The following is a 26,751-nucleotide window of genomic DNA, read 5'->3' as shown; positions in this document are numbered from 1 at the left end:
TGACGAAGAACTTCGCGACGTCCTCCGGGTCGTGGTTGTTGACCAGGATCGTCGGCATACCCTTCATCAGCACCAGCGCCATCGCAGCGAACAGCCGCGAATGGACGAACGGGATACTGATCGCGACCGTCTCCCGCCGCCGCATCAGCGCCAGCATGAACAGCTGCGGGCGCAGCCGGGTACGCATCGTCCGCGCGGTGTGCACCACCAGCTTCGGCAGACCCGTGGTGCCCGAGGTGTGCGTGATCATCGCCGGCTCGTCCAGCCCCGTGAACACGGGCCTGACCCCCGGCGAGTCCTCCAACTCCGCCAGAGAGGCGACCGTGATGACCGACTCCGCCAGCGCATCGAGATCCTCACCCGCCAGCAGCTTCAGCTTCGCCGCGTCGGTCAGCAGCCGGGGACGGCCCAGACGCTCCATCAACGCCGCGACCGTGGGGGCGTCCAGAGCCGGGGAGAGCATCACCGGTATCGCACCCACCCGGGCCGCGGCCGTGCCCAGGAGCCAGGAGTCGAAGTTCGGCCGCTTGTAGACCACCACATGGTCCCCGGCCCGCACCCCCGCCGCGGCGAGACGACCCGCCAGATCAACAACATAATGCGCCAGCTCGTTGACCGTGATCCGACGCCCCGCCTCGGGCAGCACATCCAGATCATGATCCAAAGTCAGCAGCGTCGACCCATGCCTGACGGCCGCACGCTGCGCGAGCACCCCCAGATACAAACCACGTTTGTGAATCGGATTCTGGCTCACAAGGCCCTCCACCCAGACCAGCGTCGTTGCTCGAACAGACCGGTGAACGTGCCGTCCCGCAGCGCCCGTCCAGCATCAGGCACCCCACTTGGCCACCACACACCAACGACTTGGCGTTCACTTGGTTTGCACGGCCCCGACCCAGGTCAGTGCGGTCGGCCGGCCGGTGGAGGGCCGCCGTCCGCGCCCGGCACACGACCGATCGGGCGGCCCGCCGCCGCGGGCCGCCCGATCGGTCGTGTGCCGGCTTCGTGGAGCGTCGGTGCCGGTCGCCGGGGTCAGTCGCCGGGTCAGGAGTGCGCCTTCTCCTTGTCCGCGGGCTGTGCCCCCCACGCCGGTGCGGGCAGCGGGCCGGAGCGGATCAGCAGGCCGCAGATGACGGCGCCCGCGGCGAACAGGCCCGCGCACCACCAGAACACGGTGACGTAGCTGTCGACCGCGGCCAGTTGGAGGAGTTCCTCGGTCGGCGATCCCTGGGAGTGCTCCGTGACGTAGTCGGTGATGGCGCTCGCCGCGATGGTGTTGAGCAGCGCGGTGCCGATCGAACCGCCGAGCTGCTGGCCGACCTGGATGCTCGCCGAGGCGATGCCCGCGTCCTGCGGCTGTACGCCGGTGGTGCCGGTCTGCAGCGCCGCGGCGAAGATGAAGCCCATGCCGAAGCCGACGACCAGGATCGGGCCGAGGAGCGCGGCGACGTAGGAGGAGTCGACGTCCACGTTGGTCAGCCAGGCGGTGCCGACGGCGTTGAGCGCCAGGCCCGCGATGACCAGCGGCTTGGGGCCGTACTTCGGCATGATCTTGATGTTGCCGATGTTCACCGCCACGGCGGTGAGCACGACCATCGGCAGCAGGGCGACGCCCGAGGTGATCGCCGAGTAGTCCAGCGTGGTCTGCATGTAGTAGATGAGGAAGAGGAAGAAGCCGAAGACGCCGGCGCCGACGAGCAGCATCGTCAGGTACGCCCCGCCGCGGTTGCGGTCGAGGACGACGCGCGGCGGCAGCAGCGGGTGCTCCGCGCGCGACTGCCAGCCGGCGAAGGCGATCAGCAGCACGACGCCGGCGACGAGGAAGCCCCAGGTCTCGGGGGTGCTCCAGTCCTCGTTCGCGGCGTTGGAGAAGCCGTAGACGATGCAGAACATCGCGCCCGACACCAGGACGACGCCGGGGATGTCGAGCCGGGCGCGCGGGCCCTGGGGGCCGCCCTTGCCGCCGAGCGGCAGCCCCGCGCCGAGCAGCGCGACAGCGGCGAAGACCAGGTTCACGTACATGCACCAGCGCCAGGAGAGGCCGGAGGTGAGCGCGCCGCCGATGATCAGGCCCAGGCCCGCGCCGCTGGCGGCGACCGCGCCGAAGGCGCCGAACGCCTTGCCCTTCTCCTTGGGGTCGGTGAACGTCGTGCTCAGCAGCGTCAGGGCGGCCGGTGCCAGCAGGGCGGCGAAGATGCCCTGGCCGACGCGGGCGCCGACGAGCATCTCGAAGTTGGTCGCGGCGCCGCCGACGGCGGAGGCGACGGCGAAGCCGACCAGTCCGACGAGGAATGTCCGCTTGAGGCCGAAGAGGAGGACCAGCCGGCCGCAGAAGAGCAGCAGGCTGCCGAACGCCAGGGCGTACGCGGTCACGATCCACTGCCGGTTCGCGATCGAGAACTCCAGGTCCTCCTGCGCCGAGGGCAGCGCGAGGTTCATGATGGTCGAGTCCAGGACCACCATGAGCTGTGCGACGCAGATGACGAGGAGGATGAGCCACCGCTTGGGGTCGGCCTCCGTCACTCCGCCCGCTCCCGAGTCGGGCCCGGCAGCAGAGTCTGCGCTCTGTGTTGCCACGATCTTCTCCTTGTCGTGTGTGACGGACAGACGTCCCCAACCCTCATGACAGGGGCGGCGGGGGGAATGTGACCCGAGGCCGAGCCGGACACGCGTGCGGGCGGCGGGGGCGCGGCGCCGCGACCGTGGTCGGTCCGGCGGGCGCGGTCGAGGGGGGGCGGCGGGCGGCGTCCGGAGCGCATCGTGTCCCGGAGCCGCCGTCTCCTCCCTGTCGTGCTCGTGCCGTGCGGTGTTGGCGTTGTTGTCGGCGACGCCGTCGGCACTGTCGTGCTGTGCCGTGCTGTGGTGCGCTGCGCCGTGCGGTCGTGCTAGCCGCGGGCGAGGATGCGCGCGAGCGCGTCGTCCAGCGCGGCGGCCGGGTCGTCGCCGGCGGTCCTGCTCCGCCACGCCACGTGGTGATCGGGGCGTACCAGGACGGCGCCCTCGTCGGTGATCTCGCGGACGGCCGCCCACCGGCCGTCGGCGGCGGTGTACTCGGCCCCGGCCCCGGCGCCGTCGCCGATGCGGACCGTGGTGAGGGGGACCGAGAGCTTCTCGGCGGCCTCGGCCGCCGCGTCGCACCACGCCTTCCCCTCGGGGCCGGCGATCAGCACGAAGCCGCCGGCGCGGCCGACCAGGTCGTGGGTGGACAGCCGCTCGCCGTCCCGCTCGATCCAGGCGTGCGGGAGCATGTGCCCGGGCCGGGTGGTGGGGTGGTACTCGTTGCCCAGGGCCGCGCGGGCCGGGGGCTCGGTGCCGTCGGGGACGAGCGCGCCCTCCTCGTACGCGAAGCCCACTTCCAGGTCGTGCGCCTGGCACTCGGAGCGGTGGGTGTTGAGGATCTCCGCCGCCCGGGCCCGGACGGCCGCGCCGACCGGGGAGGAGTCGAAGAAGGCGGCGAACACCGACGGGCGCCGCTCGACCGGGATGTGGGCGCCGAGGCCGACGGCGGCCTCGGTGACCACCTTGTGGTGGAACCAGGTCGACAGGCCCCATTCGACGTTCCGCTTGCCGACGGGGCGGCGCTCGGCCTCGTACGAGTCGAGGAGGCCGTCGTCGGCGCGGCCGGAGACCACGGCGGCCAGCTTCCACGCCAGGTTGTGCACGTCCTGGACGCCGCCGTTGAGGCCGAGGCCGGTGGTGGGCGGCTGGCGGTGCGCGGAGTCGCCGACGATGAGCACGCGGCCCTGGCGGTAGCGGTCGGCGAGGACGCCCTCGACGGTCCACTGGCTGATCCGGTGCAGGGTCAGCTCCAGGTCAGGTATGCCGAGGACCTCGCGGATCCGGGCGATCATCGCGTCGGGGTCGCCGCGGTCGGCGTCGCCGGGGTTGAAGTGGAGCGCCCACTCCTCGCAGTTCTTCCCCCAGGTGGGGCCCATCTCCATCAGGGTGCAGGAGAGGTCGGGGCGGTAGGGGTTGACGAACCAGGTGATGATCGTGCCGTCGTGCCACCACCGGGAGAGGTCGGCGGTCAGATACGCGGTGGTGACGTTGAGCATGCTCGGCACGCCCTCCATCCGCACGCCCAGCTGGGTGCCGATGGTGCGGCCGCCGTCGGCGGCGATGACGTACTGCGCGGTGACCGTCGTGGTCTCACCGGTGGCGACGTCGCGGATCTCGGCGACGACGCGGTCGCCCTTGTCGGTGAAGGTCGTCAGCTCGTGGCCGAAGAGCACCCCGCCGGGGTTGTCCTCCTCGGCGCGGCGGCGCATCTCGGGCTCCAGCCGCAGCTGCGGGAGTTTGGCCGGCAGAACCGGGCCGTGCTCCGCGTACACGTCGGTCAGCGCGCCGCCGCCGAAGGCGTCCATCTCGTGGATGACCTGGGCGTCCAGCGGTCCGTCACCGGTGAGCGAGGTCTGCCAGCGCACCCTGCCGAACATGTCCACCGGCGCCGAGTGCTCGTGGACGACGTCCACGAGCCCGTGCTGCCGGAAGATGTCCATGGTGCGCTGGTTGAGGTAGTGGGCTCGCGGCAGCCGCGACGTGTCCGTGTGCCGCTCGACCAGCAGATGTTCCACGCCCAGGTCGGACAGGAAGATGGAGGCGGACAGGCCGCACCCGCCGCCGCCGACGATCAGAACCGGAACTTCGATGGCATCCATGCTCGGCCTTCCATGAGTGACGGCTCGGGCAGGACACCGGGATCCCGGCAGCCTCCGTCGGCCGCCGCCGAACCGCAGGAAGCGGCATCCGAGACCGAGCGCTGTCGTCATCCCCACGATCTGGAAGCGAGGACTTCCGGATGAGCCTCCCCGACACCGTCCTGCCGACGTCTCTATTACCGATGCTGCGTGTGTGCTCAGCATCGGCCGGGTGATTTGGCTGGCACTATCGAACGGGTTGGCGCCGGCTTGGCGGCATTCCGCGAACGGGCCCGCCGGCCAGCCCGGTCGGGACCGCGCGCGGCGCCGCGCGGCGATGGGCCGGAATCCGGTTCAAGATCGTCGGTCACGTTTTGCGTACGCCAACTGTCATCAGTTTGAGAGGTGTTGCTCCCTTCGGCACAAGAAGGGAAAAGAAGGACGAGTCCGGACGTTCCTCACCCGTGCGGCGCCGCAAGCCTCCGGCGCCCGCCGCCGGCGGACGTCTCCGGCGTACGCCCCCTCCCCCGCGCGGCCGGTGTCGCCGACGCGATCACCGCCCGGCGGGCGGCACCCCCCGAGCCGCGGGCTGCCGGCACCCCCGGGATAGGTTCCGCTTTCGCTATCAATGCAAAGGACCGGACGCTCCGCCAGGCCGCCGCGCCGATCTTATTCAGCGCACCGGGAATTGGAAACGGTGGGAAAACCTCCGCCATCGGTAGCGCCGCGAGTACGGCCCCGTGGCCGGGTGACGTCTCGGCAAACAACGGATTATTTCACTGCGATAATCGCCTGAACCCGGCACGGGAAAGGTGAAGATCGGCATCCGGCCGGGCCCCGGACCAGCCGCGGAGCCGCGTCGGGTCCGGCCCTCGCGGACCAGAATGAAATTCCATCGCCGACTTTGCCCGACTTGCCGGCCGTCGGCCCTCCCCCGGCGGCACGCGCACGGCTTGCGGCACGACGGTCGCCGTCACGCTCTGCTACGCGCGTGGAGGGCGCCGCGGTACTGACACGGGGTCTACGTCCGCCGCCCCGGCCGACCGGATCCGGAATAGCTCACTCCGCCCGGCTTCCGCTTCACACAACCCCACCCACCTGGGCATCCGTCCGCAACGGGGGGACCCGACGGGGCCCGTTATCGATCTTGCGAAAACGTCACGGCAACCCTCCGTGTAGCAAGTTCCTGCCATGTCGCGAACGCATAGCAGGACCTTGCCCCCCAACCCTCAGCTGGCACAATCGATCACACCTTCGACGTGCGGGAACGGGTGGGTACCGGATCAGGAGAGCCACGTCACGACCGGAACCGTGTTGACAACACCGGTAGGCGATGTTGGGATCGAATAGCCGGGGAGAAAAGCGTCGAAGCCCTCAGATCGATCGTTGCTCTCAGTACCCGGCAGGCGAAGATCCATTGCGTTGTGTATCGGCCGCGTAAAACCGCGGTCGGCATTGCCGGGCCTTGACTGGATTAAGGTTCACGGCTACGCTGGCCCCCGGCCAGTCTCGGGGGACTGGACGACACACACGGGGGCAGCAGAAATGCTAATGATCGACGCAGGGCCGGAACCCGGCCTCTGGCCTCGCGGCCAGATTCAGAACTCCTGGCCGTCAAATCCGGCAAAAGTCGAATTTCACGAAACTCCAGTTGAGATTGCTGCTTTTCGGCAGCAAATCCTTGCGGCGCCTACGCTCTCTGACGCGGCGCACGTCGTCTCCGCTAACCGCCCGGTAGCCCGGCAGCGCACACCCATCGCGCCGCGCCACCGGCGGGCCGCTGTCATGCCGCGGTGTGGGAGCGCTCTCCAGAGCGCCACGCAGATCCACTCGCGTACACCGCACGGAGCGTACGGTGACCGGATCCTGCTTGGCTGTACGGCCGGCAGCCGGCCAGGCCGACACCCGGCCCTGGCCAGGTGCCCCGGAAAAGGCGGTGAGATGTTGGGAGTTCATAGATGACGAACGACAGCACCAACGTCGACACGATGGTTATCGGCGCTGGATTGGGCGGAAGCTGCCAGTCCCACGCGGACGGCGGGCAGCGCACGGGAACCGGCAACGGTGACGCGCGGCGCATCGCGGAGCTGGAGCGCGAGGTGCAGGAACTCCGCCGCGCCAACGAGATATTGAAGGTGTATTTCGCAAAGGAACTCGACCTCGAACTCGAATCCACCACATCCGCTCTCACCGCCGGCACGCCCGGCGAACCGGCTCTCGCGGAGGCGCCGCCGACCGCGACTCCGGCCCCTTCGCGCACGATCCACTGGAGCCCTGCGCAGCCGTCCGTAAATCCGGATCCGCCCCGGCCCATGGCGGAGTTCCGGGCGCTCGGCCCCATCGAGGCCGTCGTCGACGGCCGGCTGTTAGACCTGGGCGCACCCAAGCAACGGGCACTGCTCGCCCTGCTGGTCAGCAAGGTCGGCCAGCCGGTGGCGGTGGACGTCATCGTCGAGGAGCTGTGGACCGGCAACCCGCCGCCCTCGGCGATCACGTCACTGCAGGCGTACGTGGCCAACCTGCGCCGGGTGCTCGAACCCAACCGCGCACCGCGCACCCCCGCGACCGTGCTCCGCACCTACGGTCGCGGCTACCTGCTGGACAACCACGTCGTCGAGGTCGACGTGCACCGGTTCAGCGAGCGCGCCAGCGCCGGCTGGGAGGCCCTCGACCGCGGCAAGCCGCAGCAGGCACTGCGTGAATTAGAAGCCGGACTGATGCTGTGGCGGGGGCAGGCCTACGCGGAGGTGGCCGACACCACCTACGTACGGCCCGAGGTCGCCCGGCTGGAGGAGCTGCGGCTCTCGGTCATCGAGGGGCGGTGCGCCGCGCTGCTCGCGGTGGGCGCCCACGAGATGGCGGTGGCCGAGCTGGAGGCGTTCACGCAGGCGCATCCGCTGCGCGAGTACGGCTGCGAGCTGCTGAGCCTGGCGCTGTACCGGGCCGGCCGGCAGGCCGACGCCCTGGCGGTGCTGCGCACCAACCAGCGCCGGCTGGCGGAGGAGCTGGGCATCGATCCCAGGCCCGCGCTGCAGCACTTGGAGAACGAGATCCTGAACCACGCGCCCGCGCTCGACTGGCGGCCGCGCCCGGGCGGTGGTGCTTGAGATCGCCGCATCGCGATCTCTCTTGCCGGCAGGACAACCGCACACTGTCCGCACGACCGTCGCGGCCCGGGGAGACCCCTCGGGCCGCTTCGGTTTTCCCGGCGGTCCGCGGGCCGCGGCTGCCGCTGCTCAGTCCGGGGGGCGGACCAGGCCCGACTGGTAGGCCAGCACGACGAGCTGGGCGCGGTCGCGGGCGGCCAGCTTCGTCTTTGCGCGCTGCACGTGGGTGCGTACCGTCAGCGGGCTGACGACCAGCTCCGCGGCGATCTCGGCGTTGGACTTCCCGGCCGCGACGAGCGCCGTCACCTCGCGTTCCCGGGCGGTGAGCACCGCCAGGTCGTCCGGGGTGGCCGGGGCGGCGCCCGGCTCGGGGGTGGCGAGGAAGCGGGCGATGAGCGCGCGGGTGGCGGCCGGCGAGAGCAGCGCGTCGCCGGCCGCGACCGTGCGGACGGCGTCCACGAGTTCGTCGGCGGAGGCGTCCTTGCCGAGGAAGCCGCCGGCGCCGGCGCGCAGCGCGCGGGCCACATGCTCGTCGGTCTGGAACGTGGTGAGGACCAGCACCCGCACGTCCGTCAGCTCCGGGTCGGCGCAGATCGCCTCGGTCGCGGCGAGGCCGTCGGTGCCGGGCATGCGGATGTCCATGACGACGACGTCGGGGCGGTGCACGCGGGCGAGTTCGACGGCCTCGCCGCCCTCGGCCGCTTCGGCGACGACCTCCAGGTCCGGGTACGAGTCGAGCAGTATCCGGAACGTCGCCCGCAGCAGGGCCTGGTCGTCGGCGAGCAGCACACGGACGGTCATTGAGTCTCTCCGGAGGGCTCGGGGGCCGGCGGGGCGGGGTCTGCGGGGGCGGGGCCGGACGGGGCGGACGGCTGCCGTACGGGCAGGGGCAGCTCGGCGGTCACGGCGAAGCCGCCTTCCGGCCGCGGCCCCGCGCGCAGACTGCCGCCGGCGGTACGGGCCCGCTCGCGCATGCCGATCAGCCCGAAGCCGCCGCCCGGCACCGGCGGCGGCTGCGGCCGGCCGGCGCCGCCGTCGTCGCTGACGGACACGGTCAGCCGGTCGTGGGTGTACGCGAGCCGTACCCGCGCCGCACCCGCGCCGGCGTGTTTGGCGACGTTGGTGAGCGCCTCCTGCACGATCCGGTACGCGGTGAGGTCGAGCCCCGGCGGCAGCGCCCGCTCCGCGCCCTCGACCGCGACGGTGACGGGCAGCCCGGCGGACGCGAAGGCGGCGACCAGCTCGGGCAGCCGGCCGAGCCCCGGCGCCGGCTCCAGCGACCCGCCGGAGCCGGCGGCGCCACCCGGGCTACCCGGGCCGCTGGGGCCGCCCTGGCCGTCCTGGCCGTCCTGGCCATCCGGGTCTTCGGCCTGGCGCAGCAGGCCGACGGTGGCCTGGAGTTCGCGCAGCGCCGCGGACGTCGTCCCGGTCAGCTCGCCGAGGATCTCCCCGGCCTGCGCGGGCCGGATGCGCGCCAGCCGGGCGGCGGTGCCGGCCTGGGCATGCGCGAGCGCCATGTGGTGGGCGACGACGTCGTGCAGCTCGCGGGCGATGCGTACGCGCTCCTCCGCGACCCGGCGGCGGGCCTCCTCCTCGCGGGTGCGCTCGGCGTGCTCGGCGCGCAGGTGCACGGCGTCGAGGTACGCGCGCCGGGCCTGCACGGAGGTGCCGGCGAGCAACGGCAGCAGGAGCCAGAAGACGGGGGCGACCGCCTCGTCGCGCCAGGTCTGGCCCCCGCCGTCGGCGAGCAGCGCGGCGGGGACGACCAGGGCGAGAATGAGGGCGTAGTGGGCGTAGACGGTCCGCTGCGGAGCGCGTACGGCCAGCTCGTAGAGCGCGACGAGGGCCGGCAGCACCAGCATCGGCGTGAGCGCGTAGCCCAGGCCCGCGGAGGCGGCGCCGCATACCGCGGTGGCCACCACGACGGGGCCCGGGTGCCGCCGGCGCCACGGCAGCGCGAGCACGGCCGCGGCCACGAGGGGCTGCCCGGCGGCCCAGCCGTGGCCGGCGTCGGCGTACTGCCGGCTGGTGACGACGAACACGAGCAGCAGCAGGGCCGCCTCGACGAGGCGGGGGTGGCGGTCGTGGAACCGCGACCAGATGGGGAGCACGGCGTCCTCCGCTCGGGTGGTCTGGCCCGTGGTCTGTTTCATGGTCGGGCACGCGGCAGCCGCCGGGCGAGCGGCGCCGGAAGGCGTCCGGGGGTCGGCCGCCCGCGCGGGCGGCCGACCCTACGGACCGGCGCGTCAGACGCGCGTGAGGTCCTGATCGGACTCGTCGTCCGGGACCGGCCGCGGGCCGGGAGCGCCGCGGCCCAGCGCCTCGCCCTCCATGTCCACGCGCGGCAGCAGCCGCGCCAGCGGGCGCGGCAGCCACCAGGCGCGCCTGCCGAGCAGGGCGAGCACGGCGGGGACGAAGGCCATGCGGACCACGACGGCGTCGAAGAACACCGCGACCGCCAGCCCGAAGCCGATCATCTTGATGACCTGCTCGCCGCCGGTCATGAAGCCGGCGAACACCCCCATCATGATCACCGCGGCGACCGCCACCACCCGGGCGCTGTGCCGGAAGCCGCTGACCACGGCCTCGCGGGGGTCCTCCCCGTGCACGTACGCCTCCCGCATCCGGGAGACGAGGAAGACCTGGTAGTCCATGGCCAGGCCGAAGACGATGCCCACCAGGAAGATCGGCATCATGCTCATGACCGGCCCGGTCTGCTCCACGCCGAAGAGCCCGGCCAGGTGGCCCTGCTGGAAGACGGTGACGACGGCGCCGAGGGCGGCGAGCACCGACAGCAGGAACCCGAGCGCCGCCTTCAGCGGCACCAGCACGGAGCGGAAGACCAGCAGGAGCAGCAGGAACGCCAGGCCGATGATGGTCGCCAGATACGGGACCAGGGCGTCCTGCAGCTTCTGCCCGACGTCGATGTTGAGCGCGGTGGCGCCGGTGACCTCATACGTCGCGCCGGTGGCGGCCTCGGTCTCCGGGCGCAGGTCGCGGATGCCGTGGACGAGGTCCTTGGTGCGTTCGTCGGTGGGTGCGGTGGCGGGGGTGGCGGAGAGCACGGCGGTCGAGCCGGCCTCGTCGAAGCGCGGCGGCGAGACGGAGACGACGCCGTCGGTGGCGCCGATCCGCTCGGCGACGCGGGCCACGGCGGCCTCGGGGGCGTCGGCGCCGGTGGCGTCGACGACGACGGTCAGCGGGCCGTTGAAGCCGGGGCCGAAGCCGTCGGCGAGGGCGTCGTAGGCGCGGCGCTCGGTGGTGGAGGTGGGCTTGGCCTCGTCGCCGGGCATGCCGAGGCGGAGGTCGGCGGCGGGTACGGCGAGGATGCCGAGCCCGGCGACGGTGGCGAGGAGGACGGTGACGGGACGGCGCAGGACGAAGCGGGCCCAGCGGACGCCGAGGGGGTCGGACGCGCTCGTGGCGCCAGGGGCGCCGGCGGGGCCCGTACGGTCGGCATGGCTCGTACGGTCCGCATGGCCCGTACGGTCGGCAAGGCCCGTACGGTCCGCAGGGCCCGTACGGTCCGCAAGGCCCGTACGGTCCGCAAGGCCCGTACGGTCCGCAAGGCCCGTACCGCCCGGAGGGCCCGTACCGCCCGGAGGGCCCGTACCGTCCGCAGGGCTCATGCCGTCGCCACGACCCGCGCTCCCCCGCCGCCCGGCGCGCCACCCGCCGAGCCGTCCCGCACCGGTCCCGCCGCCGCCCCCGCGCGCCCGGCGGGGCCCGCGCGCCAGCACCGCGTCCGGCCACCACCCCAGCAGCGCCGGCACCAGCGTCAGCGCGACCAGCACCCCCACCAGCACCGCCCCCGCCGCGCCCAGCCCCATCTTCGTCAGCATCGGCACCCCGACCACCGAAAGCCCGGCCAGCGCGATGACCACCGTCAGCCCCGCGAACACCACCGCCGACCCGGCCGTGCCCGTCGCCCGCCCCGCCGCCTCGCGCGGCTCGTGGCCCGCGGCCCGCTCCTCGCGGTAGCGGGAGACGACGAACAGCGAGTAGTCGATGCCCACCGCGATCCCGAGCATCATCGCCAGCTCGCCGACCGTCGAGGACAGGCCGAGCGCGCTGCCCAGGGTGAGGATCGAGAACATGCTGACGCCGATCCCGACGACCGCGGTGATCAGCGGCAGCCCGGCCGCGGCCAGCGAGCCGAAGGTGACGAGCAGCACCACCGCGGCCACGGCGATGCCGGCCACCTCGCCGATGCCCGCCGAGGCCGAGGACTCCAGCGCGCTGCCGCCGGCCTCGACGGTCAGGCCCGCGTCCCGGGCCTCGCCGACGGCGTCGTCGAGCGCCGCCCTGGCGGCCCCGCTGACCTCGTCCTCCGCGACCTCGTAGGTGACGGTGGCGTACGCCGTCGTCCCGTCCTCGCTCACGCCCTGCCCGTCGAACGGGTCCACCGCCCCGGCGACCTGCGGCGCGTCGGCCACGTCCGCGACGAACGCGGTCACCGCCGCGCGGTTCTGGTCCGCGGTGATCTTCTCGCCCCCGGGCGCGACGAAGACGACGCGGGCGTCCGCCCCGTCGGCGGCGGCACCCGGGAAGCGCTCGTCGATGAGGTCGTACGCGTGCTGCGCCTCGATTCCGGGCATCGAGGTGGAGTCTTCGGGCGGGTCGGCGGCGGACAGTCCGCCGATGGCGGCGACGGCGAGGACGGCGCCCCACAGCAGCACGGCGGCCAGCCGCCGGCGGAACGCGAGCCGGCCTAGCCGGTACAGGAAGGTGGCCATGGAACGGGTCTCCGCATCTGGGTCTCGGGAACCCTGCCAGCGTTTCCCCGCGGACCCCGCGCCGTCGTCGTCGCCCGTACGGCACTTCCGGCTACTCAAAACCGAGTACGCCGCCTCGCCCGCTCCGCCGCGGGGATGACGCCCGTCCATGTGAGCGGGGTGCCGGACGGCCGGCCGGCACCCCGCGAGTCCGCGCGTGCGTCAGCCGAGCCGCTCGCCGTAGACGTGGTCGACGGTCATGGTCATCAGCACCCGCCGGTCCGCGACCATCACCGTGCGGTACTCGTCCCAGTCCGGGTGCTCCCCCGCCGCGGCGCGGTAGTAGTCCACCAGCGCCTCGACCTCCGGTCCTTGCGGGTCGGTGCCGGGGCCGGTGAGGGTGGCGGTGCCCTCGGCGGTGGCCCAGGAGCGGCCGTCGGGGGCGGTGACCTCCAGGGCGGCGCGGGCGTCGCGGCGCAGGTTCGCCGTCTTGGCGCGGCCCTCGGTGATCGACACGTGGATGACGCCGGCGTCCGGGTCGTAGTAGGGCATGACGGGCGACAGCTGCGGGCGGCCGTCCTTCTTGATCGTGGCCAGCACGCCGAGGCGGCTCTCGGCCAGCAGCGCGCGCGGGTCGTACGGGGTCGTGGTCATGTTCGGTGCCAAGTCCTGGTCTGTCGGTGGTATTCCGGGGGTGGTGTCACTCCGGTGTCACTCCGGCCTCGCCGCCGGGCGGCGGAACTCCTCGATCATCGCGGCATATCCCTCCCCGCCGTGCCCGGCCGCCGCCGCCCGGTCGGCGAGGGACTGGATCAGCGCCGGGAACTCCGTGTTCACGCCGAGGGATTCGCTCTCCCGTACGAGGTGTGCCATCGCCGCCCGGTGGATGTCGAGCGTGGCGTCGTCCGCCGGGAAGGTGCCGGTGTCGATCTGCTTCGCGTATCCGGGAAGCCAGTCGACGACGGTCGGGATGCCCTTCGCCGCGACGGCGGTGAACTCCGCGGCGGAGACGCCCGCGGTGCCGAGCAGCGCGGCGCCCTGCAGCCAGCCGTTGAGCATGCTCCACATCAGGCCCACCACCGCCATCTCGTACAGCGCGGTCAGCCCGTGGTCCGCGCCGAGGTACGGGAAGTCGCCGGCCAGGGCGCGCAGGACGGGTGCGTGGCGGTCGAACTCCGCGCGGGGGCCGCTGAGGACGACGGTCGCCGCCGCGGTGCCGATGCCCGGCGGGGAGGCCATGATGGCGCCGTCGAGGTACGTCACGCCGCGGTCGGCGGCCCACGCCGCGGTGTCGCGGGCCTGCGCCGAGGTGCCGGTGGTGAGGTTGACCAGGGTCCGGCCGCGGAGGGCCGCGCCGTCGTCGGCCGCCACGGAGTCGAGGAGGGCGCGCAGCGCGTCGTAGTCGGTGACGCAGGCGACCACCAGCGGGGCGGCGGCGACGGCCGCGGTGGGGGTGGCGGCGCGGTGTGCGCCCTGGGCGACGAGGGCGTCGGCCTTGGCGGCGGTGCGGTTCCAGACGGTGGTGGGGTGCCCGGCGCGCAGCAGGGCGCCGGCGAGGGCGCGGCCCATCAGGCCGAGGCCGAGTACGGCGACGGGGGCGGGGGCGTTCTCGGAGAGCGTGTCGGTCGTCATGGCAGAATGGTCAACGTTCACACCGGTATGAAGGTCAAGCCGGTCAAGCCCGGCAAGCCCGGAGTCGGGGAGGAGCGCGCATGCGGATCGGCGAGCTGAGCCGGCGTACCGGCGTCAACGCACACCAGTTGCGCTACTACGAGGCCCAGGGCCTGCTGAACCCCGAGCGCCGCGGCAACGGCTACCGCGAGTACACGGACGACGCCGTGCTCACCGTCACCCAGATCCGCCGGCTGCTCGACGCCGGCCTGTCGACTCAGGACATCGCCTGGCTCCTGCCCTGCGCCACCGGCACAGGACCCGACTTCTATCCCTGCCCCGAGTTGCTGGACAAGTTCCGCGACCGGCTGGACGGGCTCGACGCGCACATCACCACGCTCACCCACTCCCGCCAGGCGCTGAACGAATACCTGCACGCCGCCGAGCGGCGGGTCGCGCAGTACAGCTGAGGGCCCGTTACGCCGCGTCCGGCCGCCTGATACGCCCACGGCCCGCTCCTTTCCGCCCCGTTCACCGTCTCTCTGCCGTCCCGCGGCCCTTCAATTGCACGTCGCGCCCCGGCCATCCCGCCCAGCGAATATCCTTTCGGATCTTCACAACGCCGGGAGGCTCAGGTGACTTCACCATCCCATTCCCCGCGCCGACGCTCGTTCCTGCAGGCCGCGGGCGTCGGTGTCGGCGCGCTGCTGGCCGGGGCCGGGCTCGCCGGGCGGGCCGAGGCCGCGGGCGGCGCGCCCCGACTGCGCGACGACCCGTACCGTCTGGGCGTCGCCAGCGGCGAACCGGCGGCGGACGGCGCCGTGCTGTGGACCCGGCTGGCGCCGGACCCGCTCGCCGACGACGGCCACGGCGGCATGCCCCGCGCCGGCTACGACGTGGGCTGGCAGGTCGCCGAGGACGAGCGCTTCCGCCGGGTGGTACGCGCCGGCTCGGCGGTCGCGCTGCCGGAGCTGGGGCACTCCGTCCACCCGCAGGTCCGCGGGCTGCGCCCGGGCCGGCAATACTTCTACCGCTTCCGTACGCAGGACCACACCAGCCCCGTGGGCCGCTTCCGCACCGCGGCCGACGCCCGCTCCACGCGCGGCTCGTTCACCTTCGCCACCGCCTCCTGCCAGGCGTGGTACCACGGTTACTTCTCCGCGTACCGCGACATGCTCGCCCAGGACCCGGACGTAGTGTTCTTCGTCGGGGACTACATCTACGAGTACGGCATCACCGCCGCCAACATGTGGCGCAGCGCCCCACTGCCCGGCGCGCGCCACGAGATCGAGACCAACACCCTCGCCGACTTCCGGCTGCGCTACGCGCTGTTCAAGTCGGACCCCGACCTCCAGGCCGTGCACGCGGCGGCGCCGTGGATCCTCACCCCGGACGACCACGAGGTGCAGAACGACTACTCCGACGAGGCCTCGTACTACGGCCTGAGCGAGGAGGACTTCCTGCTCCGCCGGGCCGTGGCATACCGCGCGTACTACGAGAACTGCCCGCTACCCGCGCTCGCCCTGGCCCATGGCCCCGACGCCCGGCTGCACCGCCGGCTGCGCTACGGCGGCCTGGCCACCCTGCACGTCCTCGACGCCCGCCAGTACCGCGACCCCAAGCCGGCCGACGCCGCCGAGCAGCACGCGCCCGGGCGCACCATGCTCGGCCGGGAGCAGGAGCGCTGGCTGTACCACGGGCTGCGGTCCGCGGGCACCCGCTGGAACCTGCTGCTCCAGCAGGTCGGCCTGGTCCGGGTGATGGAGAACCGCGTCGACCAGTGGGACGGGTATCCGGCGGCGCGGCAGCGCCTCCTCGACGTCCTCGGCGAGCCGGGCGTGGCACCGTCCGTCGCCTTCACCGGCGACTGCCACCGCTCCATCGCCGGCGACCTCCTCGCGGACTTCGCGGACCCCGGATCGCGCGTCGTGGGCAGCGAGTTCCTCGGTACGTCCATCGCCTCGGACGGCGACGGCGCGCCGACGGACCACTACACGCAGGACTGGATGCAGCACCCCTGGATGCGGTTCTACGACGGCCGCCGCGGCTACGTCCTCGGGCACGCGGACGCCGACGCGGTCACCGCCGAGTACCGGGCGGTGCCGTACGTACGGGCCGACAACCGGGCGGCCGGGTTCGCGCTCGACCGCTTCCGGGTCGCACACGACCGCCCCGGCATGCAGAAGGTGAGCTGACGATGACCACACCCACCGCACCCACCGCGGGACGGCCCGGTTCCGGCGCCGCGCCCGGCACCGTCTCCGGGCTCACCGCCGCCGGCGGCATCGGCACGGTCGAGCTGACGTGGCGCCCGTACCGGACGCACGGCACCCGACTCGTCGACCACTACGAGGTGTACGAACTCTCCGCCGCCGGCGACACCCTCCTGGCCCGCACGCTCTTCCCGCACCACACCCACCGCGTCGGCCCGGAGCCGGTGACCCGCCGCTACACCGTCGTCGCCGTGGTCGACTCCGGCGCCCGCACCCGGCCCGCGCGCGCCGCGGCGGCGACGAGCGAGCGGTCGCTCGCCGCGGGCCGCCCGGTGGCGCAGGTCGGCGACTTCGACCACCGGGGGCTGGAGTTCGCACTGTCGCCGAACCTGAGCGCGCAGTACCCGACGGCCTTCCCGCAGGGCGTCGACTTCCGCCACGGCACCTCCGACGCGGGCCGGGACTGGTGCTATCTGCACCCCGGCCCGGGCGACGCCTGGGCGGGCAGCAGGGAGCACACGTTCACGCTCCGCTTCGACCTGGCCGCGGCGCCGGAACGGGACCTCGGCTTCGCGCTGTGGCTGATCGACTCACACGCCACCGCCGCGGGCACCGCCGAACTGGCGCTCAACGACCGCGCGGTGCGGACGCTGGAGTTCCGCGGCGGCGCGACCCGCGGTTCGCTGGAGGGCGACGCGGCCCGGTCCGGCAGCATGCTGAAGCCGTCGTCGTACGAACTGCCGCTGGCGGCGGAGCTGTTCACGGCGGGGGAGAACGTGCTGACGCTGCGGAAGACGAGCGGGTCGTGGATCGCGTACGACGCGCTGGGGGTGTTCGCACAGGAGTGACGGCCGGTGCGTTCTCTCGCCCGCTGGGCATCCACGACCTTCGTGGCCGCCGCCGGCATCGCCCTGGCCATGCCGGCCCAGGCCGCGGTCGCCGGCCCGGTCGAGTCGGCCTCGCCTACCCCAACGGGGAGTCCCGCACCGTCCCGACCACGTACGAGTGCCAGGACGTCCAGCTCGGCGATCTGCCGGCCATCCGCGCGCAACTGCGCAACGACGGTCCGCCGGAGCTGGTGATGGCCTTCGCCGAGCCCGGGTGCCAGGAGCCGGCCGGCTTCATCCTGCCGGACGGAAAGGACTACCCGGACGGCGTCCGCTCGATCCAGCGCTGGCGCTGACCGCGCCGCACACCCGCGACGGCAGCGCGGGCAGCGGCTGACGGCAACGGCGTCCCGGCCCGCCCACCGGGACGCCGTTGGTTGATTCGGGGTTCACGTGACGTCGGCGTTCAGGGGCCGTCTGACCGGCACGGACGCCAGGCGCGGGGTTCAGTGGGGGTGCCGGCGGATGAGGACGTTGGCGTCGCTGGCCGCTGAATGGTCGCCCGACAGGTGGGCCTGTTGCGCCAGGGCCTGCTGTGTCATGTGGCGAATCTTGCGGTAGTCGGCGATCCGCGCGCCGGTGTGGTCGTCAGCGGGGTGTCGCAGGCTGGCTCCAATTCGACCTCGACACCGGGAAACCGTACTCCGCGTCGCGCCCGGGGAGCGCCCCCCGAACGGGTCCCGCTCAGCCACCGCCCACCAGCCTTGTGGCCGGTCCGGCGACGACGTATAGGCAGCGCGCGCGGCAACCGTTTACGGTGCGGGTGTCTCCTGCGACCCGAAGGACGGTATATGGCTGCCGAGCTGCGAAGCGCCCAGTGGTACGGGGGTTCGGACCGGAACGCGTACATCCACCGCGCGTGGATGCGCCGCGGCCTGCCGCACGACGCCTTCTCCGGCCGCGCCCACATCGCGATCGCCAACACGGCCTCCGATCTGACCCCCTGCAACTCCCACCTCACCGAGGTCGCCCGCTCCGTGCGCGACGGCGTGCACGAGGCGGGCGGCGTCCCGCTGGAGCTGCCGGTGGTCTCGCTCGGCGAGACCCAGGTGCGCCCCACGGCGATGCTGTGGCGCAACATGGCGGCGATGGCGGCGGAGGAGATGTTCCGCGCCAACCCGGTCGACGGCCTGGTGCTCCTCGGCGGCTGCGACAAGACGATCCCCGCGCTGCTCATGGCCGCCGCCTCGGTGGACCTGCCCGCGCTCGTCGTTCCCGGCGGGCCGATGCTCACCGGCACCTTCCGCGGCAAGCCGCTGGGCTGCGGCACCGACGTGTGGCGGCTGAGCGAGGAGGTGCGCGCGGGCACCATGTCCGAGCGGGAGTTCACCCGCTCCGAGTCGTCCATGATCCGCAGCCGCGGGCACTGCAACACCATGGGCACGGCCTCCACGATGGCCGTGCTCGCCGAGGCGCTGGGCATGGTACTCCCGGGCCTGGCCGGCACGCCGGCGCCGGACAGCCGGCTGCTGGAGGCGGCGCACGAGTCGGGGAAGCTGGCCGTCGACCTGGTACGCGAGGGGCGTACCCCGTCGCGCGTCATGACGGCCGGCTCGTTCCGCAACGCGATCGTCGCCCTCGCCGCCACCGGCGGCTCCACCAACGCCGTCGTCCACCTCCTCGCCCTCGCCGGCCGGCTCGGCGTGGAGCTGAGCCTCGACGACTTCGACCGCATCGGCGCGGACGTGCCGCTGCTGGTCGACCTGCAGCCGGCCGGGCGGTTCCTGATGGACGACCTCTACCGCGCGGGCGGCCTCGCCGCCGTGCTCGACGAGGTACGCGACCTCCTCGACCCGGCGGCGCTCACCGTCACCGGCCGGCCGCTGGTGGACCACCTCGACGACGCCCGCATCTGGGACCCCGAGGTCATCCGCACCCACGACGCGCCGCTGCAGCCCGCCGCCGGCATCGCCGTGCTCCGCGGCAACCTCGCCCCGTCCGGCGCGCTCATCAAACCCGCCGCCGCCTCGCCCGAGCTGCTGCGGCACCGCGGGCGCGCGGTGGTCTTCGACAGCATCGAGGACTTCCACGCCCGCATCGACGCCCCGGACCTCGACGTCGACGCCGACTCGGTGCTCGTCCTGCGCGGCTGCGGCCCGCGCGGCTACCCCGGCATGCCGGAGGTGTCGAACATGCCGCTGCCGCGCAAGCTGCTGGAGCGGGGCGTACGCGACATGGTGCGGGTCTGCGACGGCCGGATGAGCGGCACGGCGTACGGGACGGTGGTACTGCACGTCGCACCGGAGGCGGCGGCGGGCGGGCCGCTGGCGCTGGTGCGCAGCGGCGACTGGATCAGCCTCGACGTCGAGGGCCGCAGCCTCACCCTGGAGGTGCCGGACGCGGAGCTGGCGGCACGTACGCCCAACGAGGCGACGGTGGCGGGCTACGCGGCGCCGCGGCGCGGCTGGGAGCGGCTGTACGTGGACCACGTACAGCAGGCGGACACCGGGGCGGACCTGGACTTCCTGGTCGGCTCGTCCGGTTCCGAGGTGAGCCGTGAGTCGCACTGAGATCCGGTCTTGAGGGCGTTCGTGCTGCACGGCCCCCGGGACGCGGGGGTCGTGGACGTCGAGCCGCCGGTGGCGGGGCCGGGCGAGGCGGTGGTGGACGTCGCGCGCGTGGGCGTCTGCGGCACGGACGTGGAGCTGTTCTCCGGCGAGCTGCAGTACCTCCGCGACGGCCGCGCGCGCTTCCCCGTACGCCCCGGGCACGAGTGGTCGGGCCGGGTCGCGGCGGTCGGCGCCGGCGTGGACCCGGGCTGGGTGGGGCGGCGGGTGACGGGCGACACGATGCTGGGGTGCCGCGCCTGCCGCCGCTGCCGGGGCGGGCGGCAGCACCTGTGCGAGGACCGCCAGGAGGTCGGCATCCGCGGCCGGGCGGGCGCGCTGGCCGCACAACTGGCCGTCCCGGCATGGTCGTTGCACGCGCTGCCGGACACGGTCGACGACGCGCTGGGCGCGCTCGTCGAGCCGGGCGGCAACGCCCTGCGCGCCGCGCGCGCGGCGGGGGTCGCGGCGGGCGACCGGGTGCTGGTGGCCGGACCGGGGACGATCGGGCTGCTGGTGGCGATGTTCGCCCGGCGGGCGGGCGCGGAGGTGCACGTGCTGGGCCGCGACCCGGCGACGCTGGAATTCGCGGCGTCGCTGGGCTTCGACCGGTGCTGGACGGCGGAGTCGCTGCCTTCCGTCCCGTACGACGCGGTGGTCGACGCCTCCAACGCCGACTCGCTGCCGGCGCGGGCGGTGGAGCTGGTGGAGCCGGGCGGCCGGGTGGTCCTCATCGGCCTCGCCGGCACCCCGAGCCTGCTGGACACCCGCAACCTGGCCCTCAAGGACGCCACGGCGGTGGGCATCCTGAGCGCGTCCCCGGGCCTGGCGGCCACGATCGCGGCGTACGCGGAGGGCGCGGTGGACCCGCGCCCGCTGGTGGCGGCGACGGTCGGCCTGGACGGGGTGGCGGCGGCCCTCGCGGGCGACCGCCCGGAGGGAGCGGGCGGCGGCCCGAAGGTACACGTGATCCCGCACAGTCCGGGGACGGCGGAGTCCGGCTGACGACCGACGCAGCGCCGCATACGCGGAGGCCGCGGTGACCGGACGACGACCGGTTGCCGAAAGCCCGCCCGCAGGCCCTCCGTGCCGGAGGCGACCCAGCCGCGCATCGACGGCGCGGCGCGCGCAGCGCGCCCCGCACCGTGCCGCGGTGCGCGACTGCCGAAGGCCTGCGCCCGTGGTCTCCGAGCAGCAGGATGCCCCGCCTGTCTGCCGAGGGGAACGGCAGACAGGCGGGGCGGGCGGTTCGGTTGGCTGGCTACGACTGTGGGTTCCCCGGCCCGACCGCGTCGGTCGGGGAGGCGACCAGCACGCCCGTCACCGCGGTATGGAAGCGGGTGTGCCCAGCCCGACCGGTATGCGCAACGCACCAGTCCTGCACCGGCACCCACCCGTCATGTGCACCGGAGGCTGCCGGACACGTGGTGCACGCCGCCGAGTGCGTGAGCCCCGTTGCGCCGTCCGTGGCCAGCGTCCACGAGGCGGACCCCCACCGCGCCCTCACCGCAGCGGTGCCGTCCGGTGCGCTCATCCGAACGCCTCCGCCGGTGGCGTCCACGGCAACAGCCGCATCGCTGACAGGGACCCGTTCACGACCGGTCCCCCTCGTTGCCGGTGGCGTCCGCGTGAGCGTCCCGCAGGTGCCGCCGCTGCAACACCCGTGCGTCCGTCACCCCGCTCCAGTCGTACCGCTGCCGCGCGTTCAGCAGCATCTGCGCAAGCCGCCCGCAGTCACCACACCCCGCCACTCCCCGGGGAGCGTCGTTCTCCGGCCACATACTCATGCGGGCACCTCCACCCCGTGAATCCACCGCGGTCCCACATCAACCCCGCGCACCGCAAGCCACAGCACCCGCCGCCGAGCACGCTGCCGACGAGCCCTCTCACGCTCCTCATGCACCACCGCACACGGCCGCACAAGCGCCACGTCCACGCTCCGGCAGTCCACACGTGGCAACCGCGCCGTGGACACTTCCACGAAGGTCGCCTCGGGACCTGAGCCGGCCGACCGATGACGGCCAGAACCGGACGGCAACAGCCGCAGTAACAGCCCGAACAGTCTCGCGGTAGCGTGAATCACGTCGTCAACCTCCGTGGGGTTGGTGGCCACGCCCCCGGGCCGTTCGCGCGGTCGCGGGGGACTGATCACTCGATCACTGTCTACGCAACCGTGTGGCACCCCCCGGCGGTACCGTTGAGGCAGCGCCGGAACTTGAAAGCCTTGAAAGTCCATGCGCGGCAGGGAGTTGGTGACGGTGGCGGAGCGCGAGCCGAATGCCCGACTGGGGCGTCTGCTGGTCGAGACACGATGGACCTACAGTCAGTTCGCCCACGCCGTAAACCACGCCGGTAGGGAGACAGGGACGCCCCTGCGGTACGACGAATCAGCGGTGGCGCACTGGCTGAACGGGACCCGGCCTCGCAAGCCAGTACGACCGATCATCCTGGAAGTCCTGTCCAGACGACTTGGCCGACCAGTCACACACGAAGAAGCAGGAATCCCGCCCTCCACGGATCAACAATCTCAACCCGCCAGCACAACAGAGAGTTTACTTGATCTCGGGAGGCGCGACATGGACCCGTCGCGCAGGAGCGTTCTATCCGCCGGATTGTTCTCCGTCGCTATGACCGTTCCGGATTGGCCGGAGGTCGTTGGCCGCATGGAGGCCGTACAGACTGGGCGGAGTCGCCGTATCGGCTACGCCGAAGTTGATACGGTAGCGGCAATGACGGAGAAGCTGTCCGAGCTAGACGACCAGTTCGGCGGGCGCCACGCCAGGCCGCTGGCTGCCGCGTTCTTGGTGAATACAGTTGTTCCGCACCTTCAGGCCGATTCTCCGGAGAATGTACGCAAAGACTTGTTGGCCACAACGTCGGATCTTCTTTATCTGACGGGGTATATGGCCGTAGACGAAGGGCTTCACGGACTGGCGCAGCGGTACTACGTCAAGGCTCTGGAACTGGCCGGGGCCGCTGAAGATCACCTAACGTACTGCACCACGCTGCGGGGAATGAGCCTCCAAGCGGTTGACCTTGGACACGTCTCACACGCAACTCGGCTCGCGGATGCAGCCGCCGCAGCGTCCCCGGCAGCAGGCCCCCGCATGCGTGCGTTTCTAGCCGGGCAACAGGCACACTGTTACGCTGCCGCCGGGGACCGACAGACCGCACTTCTCTACATGAAAGAAGCGGAAGTAGCCATGGAGCGCGCGGAGAGTCGCGCGAAAGCTTTCGGGAGCTACGACCCATCTTCGTTGGCGTATCACAACTCTCAGGTCCGCTACGAACTAGGAGATAAGGTCGGGGCGGTGACGTCCCTCGTTGAAGCTGAAAAATCCCGGGACGCTCACTATCGGCGAACAGGTATCCGCTATAACGCGCTTCTGGCGGAACGCCAGTTGGAGGTTGGTCGCCTAGAGGAGGCGTGCGCCACCTGGAACAAGGTGCTGGATGAATACCCCTTGGTGCAGTCCGGCCGCGCTGACCAGCGTATGAGAAACATGCAGGCACTCATTCGTCCCCACACGCGCAACCACGCGGCCCGGACGCTCTACGAGCGGGCCCGAACTGTGGTCCCGCCGCAGATCCTCGTCTGACAATCCTGCGCGACCCAGTACGCCGGACGACCGCGGCGTGTCACAGCAGACAGCTACAGTTACGGGCCATGAGCACCGCACCCGATCGTAGGGCTCGATGCGACGCCTCCGTCATCGTGGCCCGTGACGCGAACGGCAAAGTTGCCGTCCTGACCTCCGACTTTCCCCGGCACGGCGGCGCGTACCTATTCCTGCCCGGGGGGCGCCGGGAAAGCGAGGAGACAGCCGAAGAATGCGCACGGCGCGAGCTGCGCGAGGAAGCCGGCGTCACCGCCGAAACCTGGCGCTCCCTCGGCTCGTACGCCATCACCCTCGACTCCACCGCCCGCATCCACCTCTTCCTGGCCGAAGGACTCACCCTCGGCCCGCAGCAGCTCACGCCCAGCGAGGCGGACTTCAAGCTGATGTGGTGGCCCATGGCTGACACACTCCGGGCGGTCACGGAAGGGCGCTTCCTGCTCCAGGGGGGCCCGCTGGCTCTGCTGCTGGCTCAACAAGTCATCTGAGCACGACCGACGTTGCCCTCGCATGGAAAGGTTCTGCATGGAGGTCGTTGATGCCTGGGAGCGATACGCCCTGGGACGGACACCACGGAGGCGGACCAACGACTCCGGGGCCCACACGTGGTTGAACTGGACGCAGTACCCGGACCACGGCCCCAATGAATCGATCCTCGGAGAGCTTCAAAGTCGGACCGTCCTGGAACTGGGCAGCGGTACGGGCTGCAACCTGGCCCATCTCTCCACCCTGGGTGCCACCTGTACCGGCGTGGACATCGCACCCAGCCAGCGCAAGAAGGCGGTCGCCCGGTGGGGGCACCTCCCCGGCCTCACCTTCCACACGGCGGAGGTGACCGACTACCTGACCCACACAGACGGCCCCTTCGACGTGGTTCTCTCCATCTTCGGGCCCGTCTGGTTCACGGACCCCGAGCAGCTCCTCCCCCTGATCCGTAGGAGGCTTTCCCCTGGTGGCGTGCTGGCCTTCTCCCACAAGCCCCCGGCTGAAGGAATGGAGCCGGTAGGCACTCTGAGAGAGGCCAGGGCAGTAACCAGGTGGGATTACTGCCCAGAAGAGTGGTCAGCCCTTCTGACCTCTTCGGGGTACTCGAACCCCAAGGCTGAGGTCATCTCTCCTCCTGAAGGACAAGGCGTCGGAACCCTCCTTGTAAAGGCCTCCACATAGCGCGGCATCCCTCCGATCCCAGGGCTCCGGCAAAGTCGTCAGGTGATGCCGAGTAGGTCCGGTAGACGTGTGGCATTTCAGGCCTGATGGCGGGTGGGGGTGGCGGTGCTGGTGGAGCCACTCGCCCGTAGCGCCCGGTCACCTGGCTGCGGTCCAGGAGCCTCTGCCGCCCTTGGCCTGCCGTTTCGCCCTGCGTACAGCTGTTGAGTGATCCGGGTTGTCGGACGCGCCGACTATCCTGCCCGGATGTCTGACGAACGTTTGATTCTGAGCAGCGCAGCGCCTGGCAAACACCGGATCGACGACCTTGCCGTAGTCGACGTGGACGGGGCGCCTTTGGTGGTGTGCACCGGCTTCTACACGCTGTGGAGCTGGGCCCCGTTGCAGGACGAGTGGCAGGAGAGGCCGTTGACGTACGCCTTCGCCGAGGACCCACTCGCCGCCGAGTACCCGGATGCCGAGAACGATATCGACTCGGTTGCCGTGGCTGTTTCCGGCGGGCGCGTGGTAGTGGCCGCTGGCGGCGACGAACAGGGAGCGGCCATCTGGGACCTGGCCAGCGGCAAGTTGCTCCGCGGGACGACCTACGGCGAGCCCTACATCTCGTCCGTCGCCACGGTGACAGGCGAGGGACCGCCGCTGTTCGTGGCAAGTAGTGGGGTCCACTGGGACGGAGTCCGGTTGTTGGGGTTGTCCGGCAAGGAGTCTGCGGTGGAGCTGGACGCCGGCTCCATCTGGGGTCTCGCCACCGCAAGGGTCGACGGCCGCTCGCTTATCGCCGGGGGCGGGGAAGAAGGGGTGGAGGTGTGGGATGCGGCAAATGGCGAGCAGGTCGCGTCGTTCTACGTGGACGACGAGCAGAGGGCATACGCCGTCGCATTCTCCCGGCTCGACGGCCGTCCGGTCGTCGTGGCGGGCACGGACTCCGGAAAGGTGTACGTATTCGACCTGTCCGGGGACGAAGACGACGATCCGATCCACGAACCGTCCACCGGTCACGAGGGCGGCATCAACGCCGTAGATGCCGCCCTGGTCGGCGACCGTGCGGTCGCGGTGACCGGCGGCGAGGACGGAACCGTGCGGATCTGGGACCTTGCTAACGGCCGACAAGTCGGGCCGCCGCTGACCGGCCACGATTGGAGCGTTGAAGCTGTGGTCGTCACCACGATGGAGGATCGCGCGGTCGCCCTGACAGCCGGTCGGGATGGCGTCGTACGCATCTGGGACCTGACCCTCTGACAAGCCTGTGCACCCGACGAGCCGGCAGAGCGGCCAACGCCGTGATCGCCCTGTCACCCGGGGCCCACGGCGTTCGTCGTCGGCTACCGCCCGGGGCTTCGGTGCAGTCGTGCTTAAGGCCGGCAACGGCCCCGCGTCATGGCTGCCGCCGGCCACATCGGCGCTACGAGCGCAACGCCGAGCACTTCCTCGGCCTTCGTCGGCATCGCCAGCACCTCATCTGCTACCGGCTCCGGGACAGGCGACCTGGGTCAGACCGCACCGAGAAAACCCGGATCCGGCCCGTCGAACTGGCGGGACGCATCGCGGCTCAGACCCAGCAGCTCCGCCATGGGGACTGCGCGGCGACTGGCGGCAGGCAGGTCGCGGCGCGCTTCGGCGGACCACAGCGACGGGAACACGGACAACCCCTGGGAGCCTGCCAAGCCTTCGACCTCGTCCTGCCACCCGGGCCAGCGCAGATCCTCGTAGAACTGCTCCAGCGCCCCGGACACAAGCCAGGACAGCCACTTGCCATGGCCGACTCCCAGCGCCTCCCAGCGCAACGAATCCGGCGCAAAGTAGACCACTTCGCCCGGCTCTCCTGGGCGTCCCGCCTCATCGGGGGACGCGCCGTTGAGCGCGAAGACGCCACCGAGGAGGTCATGGGCCACGATCAGTCCGTCGCCCGGCCGCCAGGACATATCGGGTGTCGCCGGGAACCGGTTGACCTGAGCCAGGCTGGGCAGTTCCTGGGCATCGTCGGCGGCGGGACTGCCGAAGACGCGCAGCCAGCCGTGGTCCACGAGCAGGCCACCGGTGCGCAACACGATCGCGCCAAGGTACGACCTGGCCGTGATCTGTAGCTGCAGGAGCGCGGCACGTCCCCGGCCGGCATCGACGGGCAGCACGTCGACCTGCGCCGCACCGGCGTCGAGAGCACGCTGCAGCAAGGGCCACGCAGGATCTTCTACGTCGATCAACTCGGACAGCTCGCGCATCACGGCATCGTCGCATTACCCGCTGGGCGCCA

The 26,751-nt window shown here is 72.0% G+C and carries 22 protein-coding genes; 11 read left to right on the top strand and 11 right to left on the bottom strand.

All coding sequences use genetic code 11. The annotated features are described in order from the left end of the window. From T328_RS33145 to T328_RS33135, 3 genes are all read right to left on the bottom strand, one after another. Positions 1-754 (bottom strand): AMP-binding protein (locus T328_RS33145; protein WP_496499954.1); only part of this gene is annotated, 754 nt, incomplete at its 3' end. A 290-nt stretch (positions 755-1,044) separates the two neighbouring features. Beyond that, positions 1,045-2,577 (bottom strand): MFS transporter, encoded by a 1,533-nt coding sequence (locus T328_RS33140; protein ID WP_496499953.1) that lies wholly within the window; start codon positions 2,575-2,577, stop codon positions 1,045-1,047. Positions 2,578-2,885: 308 nt separating this feature from the next. Continuing rightward, positions 2,886-4,658 carry an FAD-dependent monooxygenase gene (locus T328_RS33135; RefSeq protein WP_496499952.1) on the bottom strand — a complete coding sequence of 591 codons (1,773 nt, stop codon included), beginning with the start codon at positions 4,656-4,658 and terminating at the stop codon, positions 2,886-2,888. Positions 4,659-6,595: 1,937 nt separating this feature from the next. Between T328_RS33135 and T328_RS33130 the strand changes: the two genes are divergently transcribed. After that, positions 6,596-7,744 carry an AfsR/SARP family transcriptional regulator gene (locus T328_RS33130; RefSeq protein WP_496499951.1) on the top strand — a complete coding sequence of 383 codons (1,149 nt, stop codon included), beginning with the start codon at positions 6,596-6,598 and terminating at the stop codon, positions 7,742-7,744. Between the two features lie 129 nt (positions 7,745-7,873). On the opposite strand, the gene T328_RS33125 is transcribed toward T328_RS33130, so the two are convergent. The 5 genes from T328_RS33125 to T328_RS33105 all read right to left on the bottom strand — a co-directional run bounded on the left by T328_RS33125 (position 7,874) and on the right by T328_RS33105 (position 14,091). Then, complete coding sequence (locus T328_RS33125) at positions 7,874-8,545, bottom strand: response regulator transcription factor (RefSeq protein ID WP_496499950.1); 672 nt, start codon at positions 8,543-8,545, stop codon at positions 7,874-7,876. Continuing rightward, the gene (locus tag T328_RS33120) at positions 8,542-9,897 is read right to left on the bottom strand and encodes a sensor histidine kinase (protein ID WP_496499949.1); all 1,356 of its coding nucleotides are present in this window, start codon (positions 9,895-9,897) and stop codon (positions 8,542-8,544) included. The genes T328_RS33125 and T328_RS33120 overlap by 4 nt, the downstream gene beginning before the upstream one ends. A gap of 93 nt (positions 9,898-9,990) precedes the next feature. Then, positions 9,991-12,480, bottom strand: coding sequence for an MMPL family transporter (locus T328_RS33115; protein WP_496499948.1), 2,490 nt, complete (start codon positions 12,478-12,480; stop codon positions 9,991-9,993). A 201-nt stretch (positions 12,481-12,681) separates the two neighbouring features. Beyond that, the gene (locus T328_RS33110; protein ID WP_496499947.1) at positions 12,682-13,113 is read right to left on the bottom strand and encodes a PPOX class F420-dependent oxidoreductase; all 432 of its coding nucleotides are present in this window, start codon (positions 13,111-13,113) and stop codon (positions 12,682-12,684) included. Positions 13,114-13,170: 57 nt separating this feature from the next. Next, positions 13,171-14,091, bottom strand: coding sequence for an NAD(P)-dependent oxidoreductase (locus tag T328_RS33105; RefSeq protein WP_496499946.1), 921 nt, complete (start codon positions 14,089-14,091; stop codon positions 13,171-13,173). Positions 14,092-14,171: 80 nt separating this feature from the next. Between T328_RS33105 and T328_RS33100 the strand changes: the two genes are divergently transcribed. The 6 genes from T328_RS33100 to T328_RS33075 all read left to right on the top strand — a co-directional run bounded on the left by T328_RS33100 (position 14,172) and on the right by T328_RS33075 (position 20,721). Continuing rightward, positions 14,172-14,540, top strand: a complete 369-nt coding sequence (locus T328_RS33100; protein WP_496499945.1) for a MerR family transcriptional regulator — start codon at positions 14,172-14,174, stop codon at positions 14,538-14,540. Between the two features lie 165 nt (positions 14,541-14,705). Next, positions 14,706-16,265, top strand: coding sequence for an alkaline phosphatase D family protein (locus T328_RS33095; protein WP_496499944.1), 1,560 nt, complete (start codon positions 14,706-14,708; stop codon positions 16,263-16,265). A gap of 2 nt (positions 16,266-16,267) precedes the next feature. Continuing rightward, positions 16,268-17,131, top strand: a complete 864-nt coding sequence (locus tag T328_RS33090) for a polysaccharide lyase family protein (protein WP_496499943.1) — start codon at positions 16,268-16,270, stop codon at positions 17,129-17,131. Beyond that, on the top strand, positions 17,128-17,466 hold the full coding sequence (locus tag T328_RS33085; protein ID WP_496499942.1) for a hypothetical protein: 339 nt from the start codon (positions 17,128-17,130) through the stop codon (positions 17,464-17,466). The genes T328_RS33090 and T328_RS33085 overlap by 4 nt, the downstream gene beginning before the upstream one ends. Positions 17,467-17,961: 495 nt before the next feature. After that, positions 17,962-19,680, top strand: coding sequence for an IlvD/Edd family dehydratase (locus T328_RS33080; RefSeq protein WP_496499941.1), 1,719 nt, complete (start codon positions 17,962-17,964; stop codon positions 19,678-19,680). Positions 19,681-19,689: 9 nt separating this feature from the next. Beyond that, positions 19,690-20,721: a zinc-dependent alcohol dehydrogenase gene (locus T328_RS33075; protein ID WP_496499940.1), complete on the top strand. Its 1,032-nt coding sequence runs from the start codon at positions 19,690-19,692 to the stop codon at positions 20,719-20,721. A gap of 256 nt (positions 20,722-20,977) precedes the next feature. Here T328_RS33075 and T328_RS33070 read toward each other — a convergent pair whose 3' ends face one another. Then, positions 20,978-21,250 carry a DUF7848 domain-containing protein gene (locus tag T328_RS33070; protein WP_496499939.1) on the bottom strand — a complete coding sequence of 91 codons (273 nt, stop codon included), beginning with the start codon at positions 21,248-21,250 and terminating at the stop codon, positions 20,978-20,980. A 58-nt stretch (positions 21,251-21,308) separates the two neighbouring features. After that, on the bottom strand, positions 21,309-21,503 hold the full coding sequence (locus tag T328_RS33065; RefSeq protein WP_496499938.1) for a hypothetical protein: 195 nt from the start codon (positions 21,501-21,503) through the stop codon (positions 21,309-21,311). Positions 21,504-21,974: 471 nt separating this feature from the next. Here T328_RS33065 and T328_RS33060 point away from each other — a divergent pair, with 471 nt between their 5' ends. From T328_RS33060 to T328_RS33045, 4 genes are all read left to right on the top strand, one after another. After that, positions 21,975-23,315: an NsdA family TPR-like regulatory protein gene (locus tag T328_RS33060; RefSeq protein ID WP_496499937.1), complete on the top strand. Its 1,341-nt coding sequence runs from the start codon at positions 21,975-21,977 to the stop codon at positions 23,313-23,315. 68 nt (positions 23,316-23,383) lie between these two features. Continuing rightward, positions 23,384-23,821: an NUDIX hydrolase gene (locus T328_RS33055; protein ID WP_496499936.1), complete on the top strand. Its 438-nt coding sequence runs from the start codon at positions 23,384-23,386 to the stop codon at positions 23,819-23,821. A gap of 37 nt (positions 23,822-23,858) precedes the next feature. Next, complete coding sequence (locus T328_RS33050) at positions 23,859-24,500, top strand: class I SAM-dependent methyltransferase (RefSeq protein ID WP_496499935.1); 642 nt, start codon at positions 23,859-23,861, stop codon at positions 24,498-24,500. 246 nt (positions 24,501-24,746) lie between these two features. Next, positions 24,747-25,739 carry a WD40 repeat domain-containing protein gene (locus tag T328_RS33045; protein ID WP_496499934.1) on the top strand — a complete coding sequence of 331 codons (993 nt, stop codon included), beginning with the start codon at positions 24,747-24,749 and terminating at the stop codon, positions 25,737-25,739. Between the two features lie 251 nt (positions 25,740-25,990). On the opposite strand, the gene T328_RS33040 is transcribed toward T328_RS33045, so the two are convergent. Further along, positions 25,991-26,719, bottom strand: coding sequence for a DUF2625 domain-containing protein (locus tag T328_RS33040; protein ID WP_496499933.1), 729 nt, complete (start codon positions 26,717-26,719; stop codon positions 25,991-25,993). Positions 26,720-26,751 lie beyond the last annotated feature (32 nt).

This window comes from Streptomyces sp. CNX435 (assembly GCF_059570575.1).
The sequence above is the reverse complement of the archived record's forward strand: the minus strand, read 5'-3'. Positions and strand labels throughout refer to the sequence as shown.